The sequence below is a fragment of the Changchengzhania lutea genome (assembly GCF_006974145.1).
GTDB classification, from domain to species: domain Bacteria; phylum Bacteroidota; class Bacteroidia; order Flavobacteriales; family Flavobacteriaceae; genus Changchengzhania; species Changchengzhania lutea.
This window is the reverse complement of record NZ_CP039456.1, coordinates 1654684-1675622: the sequence shown is the minus strand read 5'-3', so window position 1 is coordinate 1675622 and position 20939 is coordinate 1654684. Positions and strand designations below refer to the sequence as shown.

Here is a 20939-nt window from a genome sequence, read left to right as displayed (position 1 = left end):
GCATGTCTAAAAAAGAAACGTCTCGAACGGCACCTTCAACCTTTAATTTTGACACCAATTGGGAGGCCTTATTAGAAAATAAAGGTTTTGTAAAAGCCTTTCTTTCAGATGTTTTAGAAGATTATATCATCACCCAACGTTGGTTTGGTGGTAAAGCAAGTAAAATAAAATATATTGAACTCGCTGAATATTTCCGTATTCAACAAGATGGTGAAGTATATTACGGTTTACTTTTAGAGGTTGATTTTGTCGAGGCCTTCTATCAACATTATTTTCTACCTATTGCTTTTGTTTCCGACGAAAGTTTTGCCAAAAAAGATAGAATTCTGCCTATTAGCATAAAAGGTCAAGAAGGTTATATTATTGACGCTATTAATCTGGAATCGTTTAGAAAACTCGTATTTCAGCGTATTTTAAATGCAGAACCAAATGATAGAACACGTGTTCAATATCATAAAAGTGATACGTTTACAAATCTTCAATACGAATCTTCACGATTTATGGGCTTAGAGCAAAGCAACACCTCTATTGTCTATAATGAAAAATACGTTTTAAAATTTTTTAGAAGAATTTTTGCCGATAAAAATCCGGACTACGAAATGAGTCGGTTCTTATCAGAAAAAAAGGAATTTAAAAATATTCCTAAATACTTAGGAAGTGTCAATATTATCGATGCAGACAATGTCCATATTACCATTGCCCTAATGCAAGACATGGTTGAAAACGAAGGCGATGCTTGGGACTATATGCTTAAAGAGTTTCATAAAGTGTTTTCGAATATTGAATACAAAAAAATCAATATAAATGCACTAACACCAGCAGAACGTTTTAAAAGTCTGAGTATTCAAGATGTTCCACCAGAAATTATAGATTGGGCGGGCTTAAACCTCTTTATAAAAGTACAGACCATCGCAAAACGCACGGCCGAAATGCATATTGCACTAGGCTCGGAGTTTGAGGACACGGCATTTACATCAGCTCATTTTAATGTCGATTATGAAGTTTGGCTTAAAAATAGACTGCTGTATCAATTTCAAAATCGGTTAAATGCTATTGAGAATAATTTGCACAAACTTAATGGTTTAACCTTAAATTTGGCACATCAGCTCCTAGATCAAAAAAACACCATCCGTAAGCGTTTTATTGCCTTTGATTGGACGAAATTAAAAGGGGAACGTATTCGGGTTCATGGCGATTATCATTTAGGGCAAATCCTTGTTCAAGACGATGACTTTTATATTCTGGATTTTGAAGGTGAGCCAGAAAGCACCATTCGTGACAGAAAGGTAAAGCAACCTCCATTAAAAGATGTGGCAGGGTTATTTCGTTCGTTTCACTATGCGTTGTACGCCACAATTTTTAATAACGCAGATAAATACAAACAATCGCAAGACGACTTGTTTAAAGCAGCAGAATTATTATACAACTACTTAATAGGCGTATTTTTAGGAACCTATATTGTAGAAATTCAAGATGCCAACATCAATATTGGCTATAACCAAGAACGCATTTTCTTATTAAAATACTCATTATTGGAAAAAGCAATTTACGAATTGGGATACGAACTTAATTTGCGTCCGCAATGGGCAGTCATTCCCTTAAAAGGAATCTCTAATATTATAAATCACTAATATATGGCACAGGTAAAACCTTATAGTTTATTTACAGATTTTGATATCAATCTTTTTAAGGCTGGTAAGCATTACAGGCTTTATGAAAAGTTTGGGTCGCATTTAGTTACCGTTGATGGTATTGATGGCGTATATTTTGCCGTTTGGGCGCCTAGTGCAAAACAAGTTTCTGTAATAGGTGATTTCAATTATTGGCTGGAAGGCGAGCATCAATTAAATGTGCGTTGGGACCATAGCGGTATTTGGGAAGGCTTTATTCCTCTTGTTGAAAAAGGAAGCACTTATAAATATAAAATCCAGAGCAATAACAACGATATAAAAACAGAAAAAGCAGATCCATACGCCAGGCGATGTGAACATCCACCAAATACAGCTTCTATAGTTTGGGATGATTCCTATTCGTGGAAAGATAAATCTTGGATGAAAAAGCGTAAAAAAAATAATGCCTTAGATGCGCCTTACTCAGTTTACGAAGTGCATTTAGGATCATGGAAACGCCATTTAGAAGAAGATCGCTTTTTATCGTATTTCGAATTGGCAGATGATTTAGTGACCTATGTTAAGGATATGAATTTCACACATGTAGAGCTTATGCCTATTATGGAATTTCCGTATGACCCATCTTGGGGCTACCAACTCACTGGGTATTTTGCACCTTCTTCAAGGTTTGGTTATCCTGAAGAGTTTAAATATTTAGTTGATAAATTACATCAAAACGATATCGGTATTATACTCGATTGGGTGCCCTCACACTTCCCTGAAGACGCTCACGGGCTTGGGTTTTTTGACGGTTCAAATCTATATGAACATCCCGATAAAAAAAGAGGCTACCACCAAGACTGGAAGAGCCTTATATTCAATTATGGTCGTAATGAAGTCAAATCCTTTTTAATAAGTAATGCCGTATTTTGGCTGGATCAATACCACGCCGATGGTTTGCGGGTAGATGCCGTAGCCTCTATGTTATTCTTAGACTATTCCCGTGAAGAGGGAGAATGGGATCCTAATATTCACGGTGGAAGAGAAAATTTAGAAGCCATTGCATTTTTGAAAGAATTGAATGAAGAAATATACAGTTCCTTCCCAGATGTACAAACTATAGCCGAAGAGTCCACCGCATTTCCAGGGGTTTCAAAGCCGGTTTTTTTAGGCGGTTTAGGGTTCGGGATGAAATGGATGATGGGCTGGATGCATGATACTTTAGAGTACTTTGGAAAAGACCCGGTGTATAGAAAATTTCATCAAAATGACATTACCTTTAGTTTAGCTTACGCATTTACAGAGAATTTTATGCTACCCCTTTCTCATGACGAAGTGGTGTATGGCAAAAACTCCATTTTAGGCAGAATGCCTGGAGATGAGTGGCAACGTTTTGCCAACCTCAGGCTCTTATACGGTTACATGTTTACACACCCCGGCACGAAATTATTATTTATGGGTAGTGAATTTGGACAATATAACGAATGGAATTTTCAAGAAAGCTTGGATTGGAATCTTTTGGAATTTGAGCCACATAAAAACCTTCAAAACTACTATAAGGAATTAAACGCGTTTTATAAATCTACAGGAGCACTTCACGAAAAAGGTTTTAGTGAAGACGGGTTTGAGTGGATCAGTTTTGATGATCATGAAAATTGTGTCATCTCATATATTCGAAAAGGAAAAAAGCCTGAGAATAACGTTGTCGTGGTTTGTAATATGACGCCTACGTTAAGAGAAAATTACCGCATAGGTCTTCCAAATAAAGGAAAATTAGAAGAAGTTTTTAATAGCGATGCTAAGGATTTTGGTGGTAGTGGGGTTTCTAATAAAAAGCCTGTCACCATAAAAAAACAAGCATGGAATGGTAAAGATTATTCCGCTGAAATCACTCTGGCTCCACTAGCGGTAACCATTTTTAAGATGAATAAGTAAGTTCGTTAAATAATATTGAATTAAATCCTTTATTATTTGTGTTTTACATAATGATATCGCACTATTTTTAGAGAAAATTTCCCTTTAAAATTTAATAGTTTCATTAATTTCGTCTATTAATTTGAATTATTCATGATATTAAATACTGAATTAGAATATAAAGGGAATTTATTCCCATCCAATATAACTTCATATAAGAAAAAAGTTGACACACTTACTTTCACAACAGAAAACAATGTTGTTTTACAGGTTACTGTGGTTAGAGATAGTGTGCTGAGGTTTCGATATACTACAACATCCATTTTTGAAAATGATTTCTCTTACGCCATCACCAAATACGCAAGTAGTGGTTATAATTTTTTAGAGGTCACAGAAGATGATGCCCATTATATTATTACAACGGCAAAGCTTATTTGTTATATATCTAAAATTGACCTGCGTACGGCTATCTATGATGCCAAAGACAATACACTCATCTGTGAAGACGAATTAGGCTTCCATTGGGAAGAAAGTTATCAGTTTGGCGGCAACATTGTAAAAATGTCTAAAATAGCTCAAGAAGGCGAGAGTTATTATGGCCTTGGCGACAAACCTGTTGATAACAACCTAAAAGGAAAGCGTTTTGAAAACTGGGTGACCGATTCTTATGCTTACGGAAAAAATACAGATCCCATTTATAAGGCCATTCCATTCTATACGGGGCTTCATCGTAAAAAATCCTATGGTATCTTTTTCGATAACACCTTTAGATCTTTTTTCGATTTTTGTTCAGAACGCAGAAATATAACCAGTTTTTGGGCGCAAGGTGGCGAGATGAATTACTATTTTATCTATGGGCCAGAAATGTCTGAAGTAGTTGCTAACTATACAGACTTAACAGGCAAGCCTCATGAAATGCCAGCCTTATGGACCTTAGGATACCATCAATGTAAATGGAGTTATTATCCAGAGTCAAAAGTCAAGGAGGTTGCTAAGAAATTTCGCGAATTAAAAATTCCTTGTGATGCGCTCTATTTAGATATCGATTATATGGAAGGTTTCAGGTGTTTTACTTGGAATAAAGAATATTTTCCAGACCCTAAAAGAATGGTTAAGGAGCTTGAAGATGACGGCTTTAAAACTATTGTTATTATAGATCCAGGTATAAAAATAGATCCTGAGTACAGCGTTTTTAAGGAAGCCTTAGATAAAGACTACTTCTGTAAACGTGCCGATGGCCCATATATGAAAGGAAAAGTTTGGCCTGGGGAGTGTTATTTTCCAGATTTTACAAATCCGGAAGTTCGCGATTGGTGGGCAGGTTTATTCCAAGACCTTGTTGAAAACATTGGGGTTAAAGGCGTGTGGAACGATATGAACGAGCCTGCGGTTATGGATGTGCCGGGAAAAACATTTCCTAATGATGTGAGACATGATTATGATGGCAACCATTGCAGTCATAGAAAAGCCCACAATGTGTACGGCATGCAAATGGCTCGCGCAACGTATCAAGGTCTAAAGAAATTCTCATACCCAAAGCGTCCCTTTGTAATAACAAGAGCCGCTTATTCTGGCACACAACGTTATACTTCAAGTTGGACGGGTGATAACGTCGCTACTTGGGAACATTTAACGATAGCCAACCTACAGGCACAACGCATGTGTATGTCTGGGTTTTCATTTATTGGATCGGATATTGGTGGGTTTGCAGAACAACCAAATGGCGAATTATATGCCCGTTGGATTCAGTTAGGCGTCTTTCATCCGTTTTGTAGAACGCACTCTTCCGGAGATCATGGTGACCAAGAGCCCTGGGCCTTTGGAACAAACATTACCGATGTTGTAAGAAAGTTTATTGAATTAAGATATCAACTTTTACCTTACTTATATACCTCTTTTTGGAGGTATGCTAATGAAGGGATTCCTATCCTTAAATCGTTAGTTTTATTCGACCAGCACGATACGCATACACATTATAGAAACGATGAATTTATTTTTGGTGAAAAAATATTAGCTTGCCCTATTACCGAACCAAATGCTAAGGGTAGACGTATGTATTTCCCAATGGGCGAATGGTATAATTTCTGGACAGATGAAATCGTGACAGGCGGTCAAGAATTATGGGTTGATGCCGATTTGGATTCCATGCCTGTTTTTATAAAAGCTGGTGCTATGATTCCTAAATACCCAGTTCAACAATATGTTGGAGAAAAAACCATTGATCAATTAATGGTTGACGTGTATTATAAATTAGGGAAAGAAAAGTCTCAAGTTTATGAAGATGCGCATGACGGTTATGATTATAAGAAAGGGCGATACAGTTTAAGAAACTTTAGCCTAATTGGCAAAAAGAAAGAACTTATCATCCAGCAACACAAGTCTGGTAAATATATGACGCCATATAAAACATTCAAATTGAAATTGCATGGCTTACCTTTTAAAGTTTCAAAAATTAAAATAGATAAAGAAGAATTTTTATTTGAAGATATAAAAGTTAACGGCGATAATACCTTAATTGTCAACAAAGACTTTACGGAAATTCATATCCTTTCCTAAATATAAAAGAGGCTGTCTGAAAACTAATTAACTCTTGTCAAACTGAGCGCAGTCGAAGTTTCAATGTATTGAAAACTAAAGCATTTCGACTGCGCTCAATGTGATATTTAAGCTAAAAATCGACTTTTCAGACAGCCTCTTTTTAAACATTTTCTACATCAAAAGGTTTTCCTAAGTACACCAATTGATAATCCTTTTCAATAGTGTCAACATCTAGGTTATATGAAGAAATGATGTGCAACTCACCGTCATTGTCCTTGATAAATAGTGGAATAATGTCCTTATCATCGTTAGACATTTTAATTAAGGTTTCATAATGTTCTCTGTTTTCTAATTCAATTTCTTGAATGGATGGATGTTTTCGTGTAACCTCTAAAAGTGCTGTAAAATCATCTGTGTGCGAAAACAAGCCCTGTTTTGGATTGTTGTTTTCATCTAGCATTTCAGTGGTCGTAACTAATCTGAATGATCCGTTCTCCCCGAATTGCTTACTAAATTTATCAATAGCATACTTATTAATATCAGAGTTTCCGGTTAGTGCCATTAAATATCCTACATCGTTAAGCTCAATATTATCCATTAAGTTATCTGAATATATGTTGGTAGTAATAGCTTCTAACCCTAATTCTTTAGCCTTGGCTATATTACTTTCATTACTGTCAATCAAAACCACGTGTCTTCCGTGACTTTCTAAATAATGACCTAATAACCTTGAGACCTTAGAAGCACCTACAATTAATATCCCTTCAGATTTTGTTAGAAAAACTCCAGCAATTTTAGCAAATAGGCGTGCCGTGGTGGCATTAAGCAAAACAGTTCCCAAAACTATCATAAACACCAATGGTGTTATATATTTGGCATCCACCACACCCTTATCTGCAAGTGTAAGTCCAAATAAAGATGCAATCCCTGCAGCCACTATTCCTCTGGGGCCAACCCAGCTAATAAAAAGTTTTTCGTTCAATTTTAATTTAGATCCCTGAGTGCTTAAAAACACGCCAATTGGTCGAATTAAAAAAACAACTAGCCCAAATAGAATAACGGCATTCCAATTATAGATTAGCATTAAATCTTCTATATTAATATTTGCGGCTAGTAAAATGAATAATATGGATATTAATAATACACTTAATGATTCTTTAAAATAAAGCAGCTCTTTTAAATACGGAGAATTTGAATTGCCTAACACCATACCCATAACAACAACGGCCAATAAGCCAGATTCGTGTGCAAAGCTATCAGATAAAACAAAAACACCAAGAACCGCCGCAAGGGCAAAAACGTTCAATAAATAATGAGGCACCCATCTTCTATTGATTGTAAAATTAATGGCATGTGCGAAGGTAAATCCAAAAGTAGATCCGAATAGCACAATTTTGCCAAACTCAATTAATACTGTTTTAGTATATTCTCCCCCTGCACCAACACTAATAAATTCAAAAACAAGTACAGCTACCAAAGCACCGATAGGATCAATTAATATGCCTTCCCACTTTAAAACCGCAGAAATGTCTTTTTTTAGTGGAATATTTCTAAGAATGGGCGTAATTACTGTAGGTCCTGTCACAATTATTAATGCTGAAAATAAAAACGATATTTCCCAAGTTAAGTAAAACACAAAGTGAGCTGCTAAAGCGGCTCCAAAAAATGTTACCAAAACACCAATGGTAATTAACTTAGTTATTATGGGACCAACATTTTTGATTTCTCCCATTCTTAAAGTTAATCCGCCTTCAAAAAGAATAATACTAATAGCTAACGACACAAAATAAAAAAGGCTTGTATCAGGAAATAAACCTTTTCCATCTTTATATATGGGCTGTATCCATTTGGTGCCATCTTCAGATAAAAATTCTGCTGCTACTGGCCCCACGAATAACCCTATTAATATTAAAGGTAATATGGCAGGGATTTTTAATTTCCAAGCTACCCATTGCGCTAATATTCCTAAAATAATGATTCCTGCTAATTCTAACATCTATATATCCTTAAAAAAGCACTAATTTAAGTAAAAACTGATGATTTCATGTTTTTAAAAAATACTATCTTTCCACTTGAAGAAATTAATACATTCTAATTTGATTATAAAGCCCTTTAAAAGTATTGGCATTGGCGTTGCATATTCACCAAATCTGAAAGCAAACTTGTTTGAAGCTGCTCGTTTGGCAGTGTTTTTCAAATCGAAATTATTTCTAATACATGTTGGGGAACCCTCTGAAGATAAAATAAAGATGCTTGAGGTCATTCTTAAGAATTTTGAAAAATATCATTTGGATTATGAGGTGGTTTTTAAAACAGGAGAACCTGTGGACGTTATTTTATCTACTTCTGAAGAAAAAAAAATAGATTTATTAATTCTAGGGGCTTTACAACGGGAGCGCTTTTTAAAATATTACGTCGGCTCAATTGCTAGAAAAATTACGCGTCAAGCCAAATGCTCTATTTTACTCTTGATAAAACCATCTATTGAAAGGGTGCCGTGCAAACACATTGTTGTAAACGGCCTAAAAGACCCAAAAACCAAACGTACCATTGCAGCATCATTTTATGTGGCTAAGCAGCTTGATGCGCATGAAATCACGATTGTAGAAGAAATAAACAAAGACTTGATTTCGGTTAAGGTGGATGATGATAAATCCTTGCGAAAAGCGACCATAATAAGAGAACGTATCAAACTCAGGGAGAACTCTAGGATCAAAGACATATTAAAAGATATTCCTGAAGCGTATACTGAAAACATACAAGTCAAGTTGCAACCTATCTTTGGTAAAAAAGGCTACTCCATTGGTCATTATGCACAAATTTCACGTGCTGATTTATTAGTCATGAACGCCCCTTCAAAAATGACCTTTTGGGATCGCTTATTTCCGCATGATATTGAACATATATTAACCGAATTACCAACCGATGTGCTAATTCTGCAATGAGTCCGAAAAAAAACAATATAAAAGGATTTTTCAAAGCTCTCCCTAAAAATATTTTTTCTGGGTTTGTGGTGAGTCTTATCGCGTTACCGCTAGGACTTGGTTTAGCTATGGCAAGTGATGCGCCTCCTATTGCAGGAATTATTGCAGCCATAGTTGGTGGTATCATGGTGTCACTTTTAGGCGGAAGCCACGTGACTATTGTAGGGCCAGGCAACGGACTAGTAGGTGTGCTTTTAGTGGCCATTGCAAGCCTTGGTTTAGAAAGCGCATATGTGGCCATTATATGTTCGGGAATACTCCTGATTATTTTAGGGTTTTTAAGAATGGGGACTTTAGCAGACTTCTTTCCGTCGTCTGCCATTCAAGGGATGTTGGCAGCTATTGGCTTGATTATTCTGGGGAAACAATTTCATATCATGTTTGCTCATAAAATCAAAAGAGAAGATACCATTGACTATCTTTTGGAAATCCCCTATACCATTAATGACGCTTTACATTATGACAATAAAGGCTTGATTTATGCGGCTTTAGCGGGTGTTCTTAGTTTAGCGATTATGCTCTTTTATTCAAAAATTAGAAATAAGTATTTGCAACTTATTCCAGCACCTATGTGGATTGTGTTGCTCTCTATTGGTTTTAGTTACTATTTTGAAATAGGCTTGCACGAACCCAATCCTATTGCGAAGGAATATATGATTTCGGGTATCCCAGACATTCACCATATTATTGCTGAAATACCTAGTTTAAATTTTACTAGCATGGGCAGCTTATCGTTTTGGTCGAGCGTATTGGCGCTCACGCTTATTTCTAGTATTGAATCGCTTTTAAGCATTAAAGCAGTTGATAAATTAGATCCCGAAAAACGCCGCTCCAATGTGAATAGAGATTTAAAAGCACTGGGGCTAGCAACGGTAGGTAGTGGTTTCTTGGGCGGTTTAAATGTGGTTACGGTTATTGCGCGTAGCTCTGTAAATGTGAACCAAGGCGGAAGCAATAGATCCTCCAACTTTTTTCACGCCATCTTTTTATTGCTTTTTATAGGCCTTTTTAGCACACAGCTCACGCGTATTCCGCTTCCCGCTTTAATGGCTATTTTAGTGTACACGGGTTATAAATTAGCATCACCAGACGTTATTAAAAAAATCTTTTCTATTGGTAAAGAGCAACTCCTTATATTTTTTATTACCCTAATCGTCACTCTAAAAATAGGTTTGATAACAGGCATATTAGCAGGGGTTGTGACCACCCTCATTATTCATGTGATGATAAATAAAAGCGTTGGTTTATTTGTGAGGAACGTATTAAAACCGAATGTTTTAATGTACAAAGAACCGGGAACTCAAAGTGGGTTTTACGTGAGCGTTAAACATTTTTGTAGCTTTATAAACTATTACAGGCTTAAGGACAGATTAGATGCTGTACCAGAGCACGAAGATGTGATTGTAGACTTTTCCTTATGTGAATTTGTAGACCATACGGTGATGGAAAACATGAACAGTTATAATGAATTATTTGAGAAAAGAGGCGGGCATTTTGACGTTATTGGTTTAGATATGCACGATGCAGATTCCAATCACCCGTTTGCCTTAAGGCGCATGCTTCCAGTACCAAAAATTATAAGCGACAATTTGACCAGACGCCAAACCAGTATGGAGGTTTTGGCTCAGGATTATAGTTTGAATTACAGCTCTAAAAAAGAAAAAAGCTTATCTTTCTTAAATAGTTTTTCCTTTTTTGGCACCAAGCACATCAATCACATTTACAACAAAATTTCTCAACAAGACCTTAGCATACAAATATTCGATATTGAATTTTCTGAGGGTGAATTTATAGCAAAAGAGGTCGTTCGTTCTACTATGTTATACCTTAATATTAATCGTCTCATTCCAAAATTCACCTTAGATAAGGAAGGATTTTTAGAAAAGCTTTATGCCATAGCTGGTTTTAGGGATATCCCAATTCACAACCGTTCAGATTTTTCGAATAGATTCTACCTTAAAGGAGATAATGAAGCTGACATTAGTAGTTTTTTCAATAACGACATTACTAATTTCTTTGAAAGCAATCCCTATTACCACGTCGAGTCCAACGGGGAGGCCCTTTTAATATTTGGTAAAGAGCGTCTGGCCAGCCTTAAAGAATTAAAAGCCTTATATGATTTTGGGAAACGGTTAAAAGATGTGATTCAGAACCAATAAAAAATTTCTTGAAACCGACTATCCTCAAGTCAGAGCCGTAGAGGTATTTCGCCAGTTTCATTTTAGCTCCGAGGCCAAAAACCGAAATTTTGTATTTTACCTCGCCCAGAACTGCGAAAAGGCAGTTCCGACCTCTCCCAAGGAGAGGTAAATTCGGAAACCCCGAGACTGAGCCACCGGGAAATTATTTAGGTTAATATTTACTTAACAATTATAACAATTGCTCAAGATTTGTTAATTTGCAAGACCTATGACCTTATACCCCATAAATTCTGGAAATTTTAAGCTTGACGGTGGTGCCATGTTTGGTGTGGTGCCAAAATCGTTGTGGCAAAAAACAAATCCTGCAGATGCCAATAATATGATTGATATCGCAGCGCGCTGTTTACTTATTGAAGACGGCAAGCGCTTGATTTTGATCGATACCGGTATGGGCAACAAGCAATCAGATAAATTTTATGGCTACTATCATTTATGGGGTGATGACTCTATAGGTAAATCCTTGAATCAGTATGGGTTTCATGGAAATGATATCACAGATGTGTTTATGACACACCTGCATTTTGATCATTGTGGGGGTAGCATCCAATGGAACGCTGGTAAAACAGGATACGAGCCCACTTTTAAAAATGCGCATTTTTGGAGCAATCAAGACCATTGGCAATGGGCCATACAACCCAATAAAAGAGAGAAAGCATCCTTTTTAAAGGAGAACATAGTCCCTATGGAAGAAAGCGGCCAGTTAAAATTCACAACACTTCCGCAAGGGGATACTTTAAAAAATTCTGAATTGGGTTTTGATATCTTTTTTGCCAACGGCCATACCGATAAACAAATGATTCCGCTTATCACCTATCAAGATAAAACCATTGCGTTTATGGCAGACTTACTACCTACCGTTGGACATTTGCCATTACCATATGTTATGGGTTACGATACCAGACCGCTGTTAACCTTAGATGAGAAAGAAAAGTTTTTAAAATTAGCAGCAGACCACAATTATTATTTATTTTTGGAACACGACGCTCATAATGAAATCATTACTGTTAAAAACACCGATAAAGGTGTTCGTTTAAGCAACACGTTCACAACACAAGATATATTCAATTAAATTAAACATTCCTAAATGAAAACAGTTAAAACCTATTTATTGTCAGCCTTCGCTGCCACTTTATTTTTTGGATGCGGTAGTACAGCTCCCATTATTTCAACCCCAATTGAAGACATAGATACGTCACCTTTAAAAATTGCAGAATTAACCGAAGTAGAGAAAAAAAACTGGGGACACCTTGATTTGGTAAAAGACACAATTCCTGGAATGAGTGTCGATAAAGCATACTCCGAAATTATTAAAAAAAGACGTGGTAAATCGGTTATTGTAGCCATTATAGATTCTGGAATTGATATTGATCACGAAGATTTAGATAGTAATATCTGGACCAATACCAAAGAGATTGCTAATAACGGAAAAGATGATGATAAAAACGGCTATGTAGATGATGTACATGGTTGGAATTTCCTTGGAAAAGGTTATAACGAACAACTTGAATTTGTGCGTATTCTAGCTAGCGGCGATACGAGCAACCCCGATTACAGTAAAGCGAAAGCAGAATATGATACCGAATATCAAAAATGGTTAGGTAGAAAAACGCAATACGATCAAATTTATCAACAAATCGTTACCGCAGATGAAGCTTTAGCAAAACACATTGGCAAGAAAGATTACACTAAAGAAGATGTGAATGCTATTAAAACTGAAGACGAAGCCTTAGGTCAAGCCGTACAAGTAGCCAAATACATGTATAGCAATGGTATGGAATCGATGACGGATGCTAAAAAGGAAATCAGCAACGGATTGGAAAGTATTAACGACCGCTTAAACTATAATTTAAACAAAGATTTTAAAGGACGTGTTAATGGTGATAATCCAGATGATATGGCTTCTAAATTTTACGGCGATGGTAATGTAAAACCTGTAAAGAAAACTGAAAGTCACGGGACACACGTAGCAGGAATTATTGCTGCAGAGCGTAATAATGGTAAGGGTGCTAATGGCGTTGCCAACAATGTTAAAATTATGAGCTTAAGAGCCGTTCCCAACGGTGATGAATATGATAAGGATATTGCCTTAGCTATTCGTTATGCGGTAGATAATGGTGCCTCTATAATTAACGGAAGTTTTGGTAAAAGTTACTCACCACACAGTGATTGGGTACGTGATGCGATTGCCTATGCAGGCAAAAATAATGTTCTATTTGTGCACGCTGCGGGTAATGACAGTAATGATGTGGATAAAAAGCCAAATTATCCAGATGATAACTTAAATGGCGGACAGGAAGTTTCTAATGCCTACATAAGAGTTGGTGCATTAGCACCAAAATATGGATCGGCTATGGTAGCAGGGTTCTCCAACTATGGGAAAAATAACGTCGATGTATTTGCTCCTGGGGCAAGCATCTATTCTACGACTCCAGAAAACGAATATGACACCAAAGGCGGGACTTCTATGGCAGCTCCCGCTGTTGCAGGTGTTGCCGCATTAATACGGTCTTATTATCCAAAATTAACCGCTGCACAGGTGAAGCAAGTGCTTATGGATTCTGGTCTTCCTATAAATACCAAAGTGGTTGTTGGTGGAAACTCCGATAATGTAAAGCCATTTGCAGATTTAACTAAATCCGGTAAAATGGTTAATGCCTTCAATGCCTTAATTATGGCTTCGCGCATATCTAAATAATATTTTTTTAAGGAGGCTTTATAAGCCTCCTTTTTATTTTATTCTCTATCCCTATGAAAAACTATTTTCTTTTATTAATCTGTGCGGCTTTCCTATGGTCTTGCGCCAGTACACAAGACACTGCAAAGCCAGAGGCAAAAACGACGGCCTCCAATAAAAATTCAGGATACTGGCAGCAACATGTTGACTATAAAATGGATATTGATATGGATGTAAACACCTATCAATATAAAGGTAAACAACAGTTAGTGTATACCAATAATTCACCCGATGTTTTAACCAGAGTGTACTACCATCTTTATTTTAACGCCTTCCAACCTGGAAGTGAAATGGATGTGCGTTCGCGTACTATTGCAGATCCAGATGGTCGTGTAAAAGATAGAATTAGCAAATTACAGCCCAATGAAATAGGGAATATAAAAGTGCATTCATTAAAACAAGATGGTGCTGCATTAACATACGATACGGTTGGTACAGTGTTAGAAGTCAATTTGGCAAAGCCTATCAAACCCGGAGAAAAAGTGACTTTTGATATGGTTTTTGATGGCCAAGTTCCTGTTCAAATTCGACGTTCTGGACGAAATAATAAAGAAGGCGTGGCGCTCTCTATGGCGCAATGGTATCCTAAATTAGCCGAATATGACTTTGAAGGCTGGCATGCAGACCCTTATATTGGGCGTGAGTTCCACGGGGTTTGGGGAGATTTTGATGTGAAGCTTACTATCGATAAAAATTACGTGGTTGGCGGTACAGGCTATCTTCAAAACCCAAATAGCATAGGGCACGGTTATGAAACAAGTACGGTTAATAGACCTGCGGGTGATAAGTTAACCTGGCATTTTAAAGCACCTATGGTACATGATTTTACTTGGGCTGCCGATCCGGATTATATACATGACACCATGCAAGTGCCTAACGGACCGTTATTACACTTTTTTTATAAAAACAATATGACCTCTGATAAGCTAGAGAACTGGAAAAAATTGCAACCAAAAGCTGTTGAGCTTATGCAATATTACAATAAACACGTGGGTAAGTATCCGTACAATCAGTACTCAGTAATTCAAGGTGGTGATGGTGGCATGGAATACGGCATGTGCACCTTAATTTTAGGCGAAGGGTCTTTTAAAGGGCTGTTTGGTGTTACCGCACATGAAATGGCACACACATGGTTTCAGTTTTTATTAGCCACCAATGAATTGAAGCATTATTGGATGGACGAAGGGTTTACAAGCTATATAAGTGATTTGGCTGAAAATGAAATCTTGAAAAAAGGACTTAAAAACCCAACTTCTGGTGCTTACAATAGCTACTTTCGTTTAGCAAAATCTGATAAGCAACAGCCGATGACTACACATGCAGACCGCTTTAATTACAATGGTGTTTACAGTATCTCTGCTTACAGTAAAGGCGAAGTGTTTCTGGCACAATTAGGATACGTCATAGGCGAAGACAATTTAAAAGCAAGTATCAAAAAATACTTTAATGACTTTTCGTTTAAGCACCCAAGACCTATTGATATGATCCGTTCTGCAGAAAAAGTTTCTGGGTTGGAATTGGATTGGTACTTAATGGATTTTGCACAAACAACAAATACCATTGATTATGCTATAAAATCGGTTGATGCCAATACAATAACTTTAGAACGGATTGGCTTAATGCCTATGCCTATAGATGTAACCGTAACCTATACAGATGGTGCAACTGAAGATTTTTATATCCCATTACAAATGATGCGCGGTGAAAAACCAACGGAAGCTACCGTAAAACCTGATTGGGCTTGGGCGTATCCAACTTATAGTTTTGAAACTTCTAAATCGGTTAAATCTGTTGTAATAGACCCAAAAGGGATGATGGCAGATATTGATAAGTCAAATAATAAAAAGTAGATTTTTTGCGATAAAATTTAAAGGCCGCTTAATTCGATTAAAGCGGACTTTTTTATTGTTTCTAAAATCTTTACTTTTTTAAAATTATACATTCACAACAAGTTTGTAGCCTACCCCTCGAATATTTACGATTTTTACTTTCGAATCGAATTCTAATTTCTTCCGTAATTTAGATATAAACATATCTAAAGTTCTGCCAACATAATCGCCTTCATCTCCCCAGACCTTATTTAAAATAACCTCGCGTTCTACAGTAGTATTAGCAGCATTATAGAGTAAAAGTAGTAGGTCGCCTTCTTTACCAGTAAGTTCTATCCGTTGTTCCTCAATTAAAAGCTCAGTATTCAGTTTATCAAATTGGTATTCCCCTAATGGGATCAAATTTGAATCCGTAGCCCTTCTATGCTTTCGTTTCCTAATAAAAAAGAAAGCCAGGGTAATTAGCGCTAAACCTATAACACCACCAAAATATTTCAAACTATAAAAAACTGTATTTAAAGAACCTAAAGTATTGGTCGAGATGGGTTCTATCAGCGTGAAAAGAATACTATAACAGGATTTAGGTTGTTCCCTTCCTCTACATGGAATAATATCTGATTGCTCTAAAGCATTCACTTCAAAACTATAAATGATGTCTTTGGTATCGCATCCCTCCACTTCGACGATATAATGTTGTGCCATTTTAGTACTCTTAACCACACGGTCTATCGTAGTGACCAGCTCGTCGGGATTAAACTCAAATTCAGCTTCAAATTGAATCCGATAACGTCCATTTCCTTTAGTAATAGGTAATACACACGAAGTACTATCATTGGCACTGAGCAAAACCTGATGGCCTATCATTCGTAAGGATACCTCAACATCGTTGTCGCTACTAGGGTTTTGAGCATAGCTGCTCGGTACATTCAAAAGGATACCGACAAGAATGTTTATTACTATCTTAAATAATTTTAAACCCATGTGACAAAGCTATTTAAATCTGAGACATTTTAAGATGCTTTACATAAAATTTACATTGTTTTACACTTCCATTACACAAAGCAAGGTAGATGCACTATACATTTGATACATATTAATCATTAAACTAATAGCTATGAAAAAGAAATTTATCATTTTTTGTGCAGTGCTTACCTCCTTGAGTATAGCGGCTTTTGCTGCTATCGATTGGGAAACTAATACATTAGACCCTTTACAAGCATCCGTTACAGAGGATCTAAAAATCAATCAGTCAATTTTAAAAAATATTGAAAAAACCGTTTTCACTGATTTTATTTATGATATAGGACCGCGGTTTAGTCCTATTAAAAAAGAAGCTATTGAAAAGGCCACAACTATAAGAACATTTTTTAGCGAAGATGAATTACAAAAGATGGAAGTTCTTAAATCTGTAAATATCATTTTAATCATAAATGATGAACAATCCAAAATTAGAGAAATAGGATACAGTGATGAACTCACTGCTGGACAGATGGCATTATTGCAATCTTCTAATTACTCTACCAGTTTTTTAATAAGGGCAGAATATAAAGAAAAAAAATCAGCTAACTGGTTTCTTGGAAAATAGCTATTCTACCCCTCACCACACTATTGTTCCTGAATATCAAGCACGCTATAAAAGCGGCAAGGAAGCGCTTGCTACATTTCTAAAAGAAAATACTAAAAATGTTACAGCCAATCTAGATGCTAAAAAACTTCAAGCTGCAAAGTTATTTTTTACGGTAACCAAGAGCGGCACCATTGAAAATGTGAAACTCGATAGACCTTCTGGGTATCCAGAGGTGGATGAAGCTATGGTAGACCTCATTAATAAAGCACCGGGCATATGGATACCAGCGATAAATTATAAAGGTGAAAAAGTAGATCAAGAACTTGTGGTCTCTTTTGGTTTAATGGGTTGCTAGCCACACTAACGATTATATTATAAAAGACGCCTTGATTTAAGCGAAGGCGTCTTTTTATGTTGTAATTCGTATAAAATCTATTAAATTAAACACTCAATACCAAACTTCCCTCCTATACATAGCCGTTTTCGCAACCCGTTCTCGATTATTAAGTCTTAGGTGGGTTGGTGTAATTCGTTTATTTCGATAACCCAACAAATGAAAAATAGATTTTGCAAAAAACTTTGCTATTTTTAAGTTGACTTCTAAAATACCATCTTTTTTACTTACCCAAGAAACACCAGGTAGAAAGGCTAGCAAACTATCAATTTTTGTACGTCTCAAAGCAATAGATAATTTTAAAATATAGGGCTTTATTGGCTTTATAATAAAAAATCCTTCCGCACCTTTATTTTGGTAAAGTGGCATAAACATACGCCCTGAATATGGTGCTGTTATTTCAGCATTATTATTATGGGCTAGCTTAGTATCTTTTTTTAAACTTTGGAAACTTTTAAAACCATTATACATTTTAAAAGTGTCTTTGTCTTTTATTCTATAAAGATAAATCACTTCAAAAACATCAACTAAATTAGCCGATTGGGTTTTTAATTGATTGTAATGCTTATCAAAATCGACCACATTCTTTTTTTTCAATACACCAGAGAAAACAAGCGTTAAATAAACAAAAGCAATCCCATTAGTTATGGCGCGTAAATCATCATGTTGTCCAGATTCAAAACCAAGTGATACATAGCCCAACGCATTAATATAACTCAACAGCGGCCCATTTAAATATTCCTCAATCCCCAAAACAATTGGTACTGGAAATTGCTTAGAAAATTTTCTATTTATAATGGCATCGTTAATCGTAATAAACGGCAAGGTTTTACTAGATGTGGTATGCAGATCTATAAAATAAAATGGTGCAGAACCAGTTTCAAGTATCGTGTTAAGAGCTTCGAGAATGCTCAATAACTCTAAATCTTCAATATTGGGTTGCGCTTTGTTTTTAATGGCCTCTATATGTTGCTGGGTCCAAAGTCTGTTTAAATCGCTATCCAAATACCTCACATTTTTTTGCAATGCAGAAAGATTTCCAGATATGGCATAAATACGGCCGTTCACTTGTTTAGGAGAAATTGTTTTTAAAATATTTTCTAAAGCAAACACCCCTGCGGTTTCATTGCCATGAATACCCGCAAAAAACACCACGGTAGGACCCGAGCGTTTTCCTATTATTTTGCCAAGATATCTGTTAGCAGATATTTTTCTTGAAAGTACATGGCTATAAACATCCATTATGCATCATATATCATTTTTCGTTATTAACCCCACCAACTTGTTCTCGTTCACTACGGGTAAACACCCAATTTTATGCGCTTCCATAAGGTTTTTAGCCGTTGTTATGGTGGCATGCTCCTCAATCACCTTAATCTGGGTTTTCATATGTTTGTTAACTGAAGATTGCTGTCTGTTACCATCTTCAAAATAGTCTTTAACATCTGTCCAAGTCAATAAACCTAAAAGTTCCCGACTGGAATTTATAACAGGCATATGATGAATGTTTTTCCATTTCATGATATGCAGTACCAGGCCGATACTATCTTTTTTGTCCACCGAAAAAATATCAGTACTCATAATATGCTTCACCAATGTTCTATGGATAGAGGGTGGTGTGTCCTGGTCTTGCAAAATTTCCCAAGTAGACACCGGAAAACCTTTTTCCTGCTTTTCGTACATTTTGGAGGTTAATATTTGAGCAGCCTCAAAAGGCCTATGAGACTTTAATAGATGCCGGTAACTTCGCACCATCCATTCCGATCCATTATAACTTTCCACGCGTTGTTCAATCACTTTTAAATAATGCTCAGCATCTTTAGGGCTTACACCTGCCTTATATAGGCCTTTATAGGCCATGGGTAATAATTCATTTAAAATCAATGATTTACTAGATACATACTGACCATTCCAGAAAAGTTGAGCAGCCATTCCATAGCGCGCCGCATTGAAAAAATTGGATTTAGCATTTTTAAAATGCCATCTGTTGTGAATGTTATCATACTGTTTAGTCTTACCCATCATCACACCCACCCAAAACATCATATTAGCAATTTCATCGGTCGTGGTTGGTCCAGAAGGGATATAGCGGTTTTCAATCCGTAAATTGGGTTTGCCATTTATAACCCCATAGCACACGCGATTCCATGGGTATACGGTGCCATTGTGCAAACGGAGTGCTCGTAACTTAGGGGTTTCGTTATTGTTAATCATATCGACGCTATCCCTTGTAAAGTCTGTGGTAATAAAACTTCTAAACCTGGAAATATTATCCTTAAAAATATCAACTATAGATCCGGTATGCCATTTACTACCAAAGCTCACCCTGGATTGTTTTTCGTTTAATAAATACGAATTGGCACGCGTATCCACGCTCTGGGTAAACAGTGCAATACGTGTTTCGCTCCATAATTCCTTTCCAAATAGTAATGGCGAATTGGTACAAGCACTTAAAACAGGTCCCGCAATAGCTTGTGCCCAATTATAAGTCTCTACAAATGTTTTTGGACTAATTTGTAAATGCGCCTGAAAACTGGTATTACAAGCTTCCAGCATCACAGAATCGTGTTGCAGGTTTAACTCATCGGCCCCTTTTATATGAATGTTGAAATGTTGCTTCCTAATGTCTTTTATGGCATTATTCAATACATTGTAACGTTCCAGATTGGTCATGTTTTTTTCATCCACATCATGTACCGATAAGGTTGGTAAAATACCTGTTAGCATGAGTTTAATGTCTTTTTTTAATGCCACAGACTTCGCCTTTTTAAGCAGGCTATCCAATTGCTTGTGCAGTTGTGAAAAACAATCGGCGGTCAGTTCAAAAGGATCCAGATTGATTTCCAGGTTATAGTTTCCAATCTCGGTAGTAAAATGCGGATCATCAATAGCGTCCAAAAGGCTCATTGCGCTACTATCGGGCAAGTAATCGGTATTAATCAAACAGAACTCCTGTTCTGCGCCAATGCGAATGGGATCCTCTTCGATTAAGCCGCGTTCCACCATTAAATCCAGCGCTTTAATATCATTTAATAAATGATGAATGTAGTTTGCCCTATCTTTTTTTGATTTTAATTTAGTCACATTTAAATCGCCCATAATGCCCTAATTTACAGTGTTTATAAAGGGTTAAATTACTACGATTCTGAGTGTTAAAATATGATTTTT

Annotated in this window: 14 protein-coding genes; 10 read left to right on the top strand and 4 right to left on the bottom strand. The window is 36.4% G+C overall.

Annotated elements, in window-relative coordinates; genetic code table 11:
• The first annotated feature begins 2 nt into the window (after nt 1–2).
• The 3 genes from FAF07_RS07705 (at nt 3) to FAF07_RS07695 (ending at nt 6080) form a co-directional block, all read left to right on the top strand.
• Nucleotides 3–1631 carry a maltokinase N-terminal cap-like domain-containing protein gene (locus FAF07_RS07705; protein WP_142784550.1) on the top strand — a complete coding sequence of 543 codons (1629 nt, stop codon included), beginning with the start codon at nt 3–5 and terminating at the stop codon, nt 1629–1631.
• A gap of 3 nt (nt 1632–1634) precedes the next feature.
• Entirely contained in the window at nt 1635–3545 is a 1911-nt protein-coding gene (gene glgB / locus FAF07_RS07700; protein WP_142784549.1) for a 1,4-alpha-glucan branching protein GlgB, read from the top strand.
• Between the two features lie 132 nt (nt 3546–3677).
• On the top strand, nt 3678–6080 hold the full coding sequence (locus tag FAF07_RS07695; protein WP_142784548.1) for a glycoside hydrolase family 31 protein: 2403 nt from the start codon (nt 3678–3680) through the stop codon (nt 6078–6080).
• A gap of 142 nt (nt 6081–6222) precedes the next feature.
• On the opposite strand, the gene FAF07_RS07690 is transcribed toward FAF07_RS07695, so the two are convergent.
• The gene (locus FAF07_RS07690; protein WP_142784547.1) at nt 6223–8058 is read right to left on the bottom strand and encodes a cation:proton antiporter; all 1836 of its coding nucleotides are present in this window, start codon (nt 8056–8058) and stop codon (nt 6223–6225) included.
• Between the two features lie 76 nt (nt 8059–8134).
• Between FAF07_RS07690 and FAF07_RS07685 the strand changes: the two genes are divergently transcribed.
• The 5 genes from FAF07_RS07685 (at nt 8135) to FAF07_RS07665 (ending at nt 15831) form a co-directional block, all read left to right on the top strand.
• Nucleotides 8135–9007, top strand: coding sequence for a universal stress protein (locus FAF07_RS07685; RefSeq protein WP_246067808.1), 873 nt, complete (start codon nt 8135–8137; stop codon nt 9005–9007).
• Entirely contained in the window at nt 9004–11205 is a 2202-nt protein-coding gene (locus FAF07_RS07680) for a SulP family inorganic anion transporter (RefSeq protein ID WP_142784546.1), read from the top strand. The genes FAF07_RS07685 and FAF07_RS07680 overlap by 4 nt, the downstream gene beginning before the upstream one ends.
• Nucleotides 11206–11455: 250 nt before the next feature.
• Nucleotides 11456–12316, top strand: coding sequence for an MBL fold metallo-hydrolase (locus FAF07_RS07675; RefSeq protein ID WP_142784545.1), 861 nt, complete (start codon nt 11456–11458; stop codon nt 12314–12316).
• Between the two features lie 15 nt (nt 12317–12331).
• The gene (locus tag FAF07_RS07670; RefSeq protein ID WP_142784544.1) at nt 12332–13942 is read left to right on the top strand and encodes a S8 family peptidase; all 1611 of its coding nucleotides are present in this window, start codon (nt 12332–12334) and stop codon (nt 13940–13942) included.
• Nucleotides 13943–13995: 53 nt separating this feature from the next.
• Nucleotides 13996–15831, top strand: a complete 1836-nt coding sequence (locus tag FAF07_RS07665; protein WP_142784543.1) for a M1 family metallopeptidase — start codon at nt 13996–13998, stop codon at nt 15829–15831.
• A gap of 84 nt (nt 15832–15915) precedes the next feature.
• Here the strand turns inward: FAF07_RS07665 and FAF07_RS07660 are convergent, their stop codons facing one another.
• Entirely contained in the window at nt 15916–16791 is an 876-nt protein-coding gene (locus tag FAF07_RS07660) for a winged helix-turn-helix domain-containing protein (protein WP_246067807.1), read from the bottom strand.
• A gap of 133 nt (nt 16792–16924) precedes the next feature.
• On the opposite strand from FAF07_RS07660, the gene FAF07_RS07655 reads away from it, so the two are divergent.
• Together FAF07_RS07655 and FAF07_RS07650 are read left to right on the top strand one after the other, a co-directional pair.
• On the top strand, nt 16925–17395 hold the full coding sequence (locus FAF07_RS07655; RefSeq protein ID WP_142784542.1) for a hypothetical protein: 471 nt from the start codon (nt 16925–16927) through the stop codon (nt 17393–17395).
• The gene (locus FAF07_RS07650) at nt 17385–17732 is read left to right on the top strand and encodes an energy transducer TonB (protein WP_185956540.1); all 348 of its coding nucleotides are present in this window, start codon (nt 17385–17387) and stop codon (nt 17730–17732) included. Before FAF07_RS07655 ends, FAF07_RS07650 begins: the two co-directional genes overlap by 11 nt.
• A gap of 93 nt (nt 17733–17825) precedes the next feature.
• On the opposite strand, the gene FAF07_RS07645 is transcribed toward FAF07_RS07650, so the two are convergent.
• Together FAF07_RS07645 and FAF07_RS07640 are read right to left on the bottom strand one after the other, a co-directional pair.
• Nucleotides 17826–19013, bottom strand: a complete 1188-nt coding sequence (locus FAF07_RS07645) for a succinylglutamate desuccinylase/aspartoacylase family protein (protein WP_246067806.1) — start codon at nt 19011–19013, stop codon at nt 17826–17828.
• 6 nt (nt 19014–19019) lie between these two features.
• On the bottom strand, nt 19020–20870 hold the full coding sequence (locus tag FAF07_RS07640; RefSeq protein WP_142784539.1) for a CBS domain-containing protein: 1851 nt from the start codon (nt 20868–20870) through the stop codon (nt 19020–19022).
• Nucleotides 20871–20939: the final 69 nt, after the last annotated feature.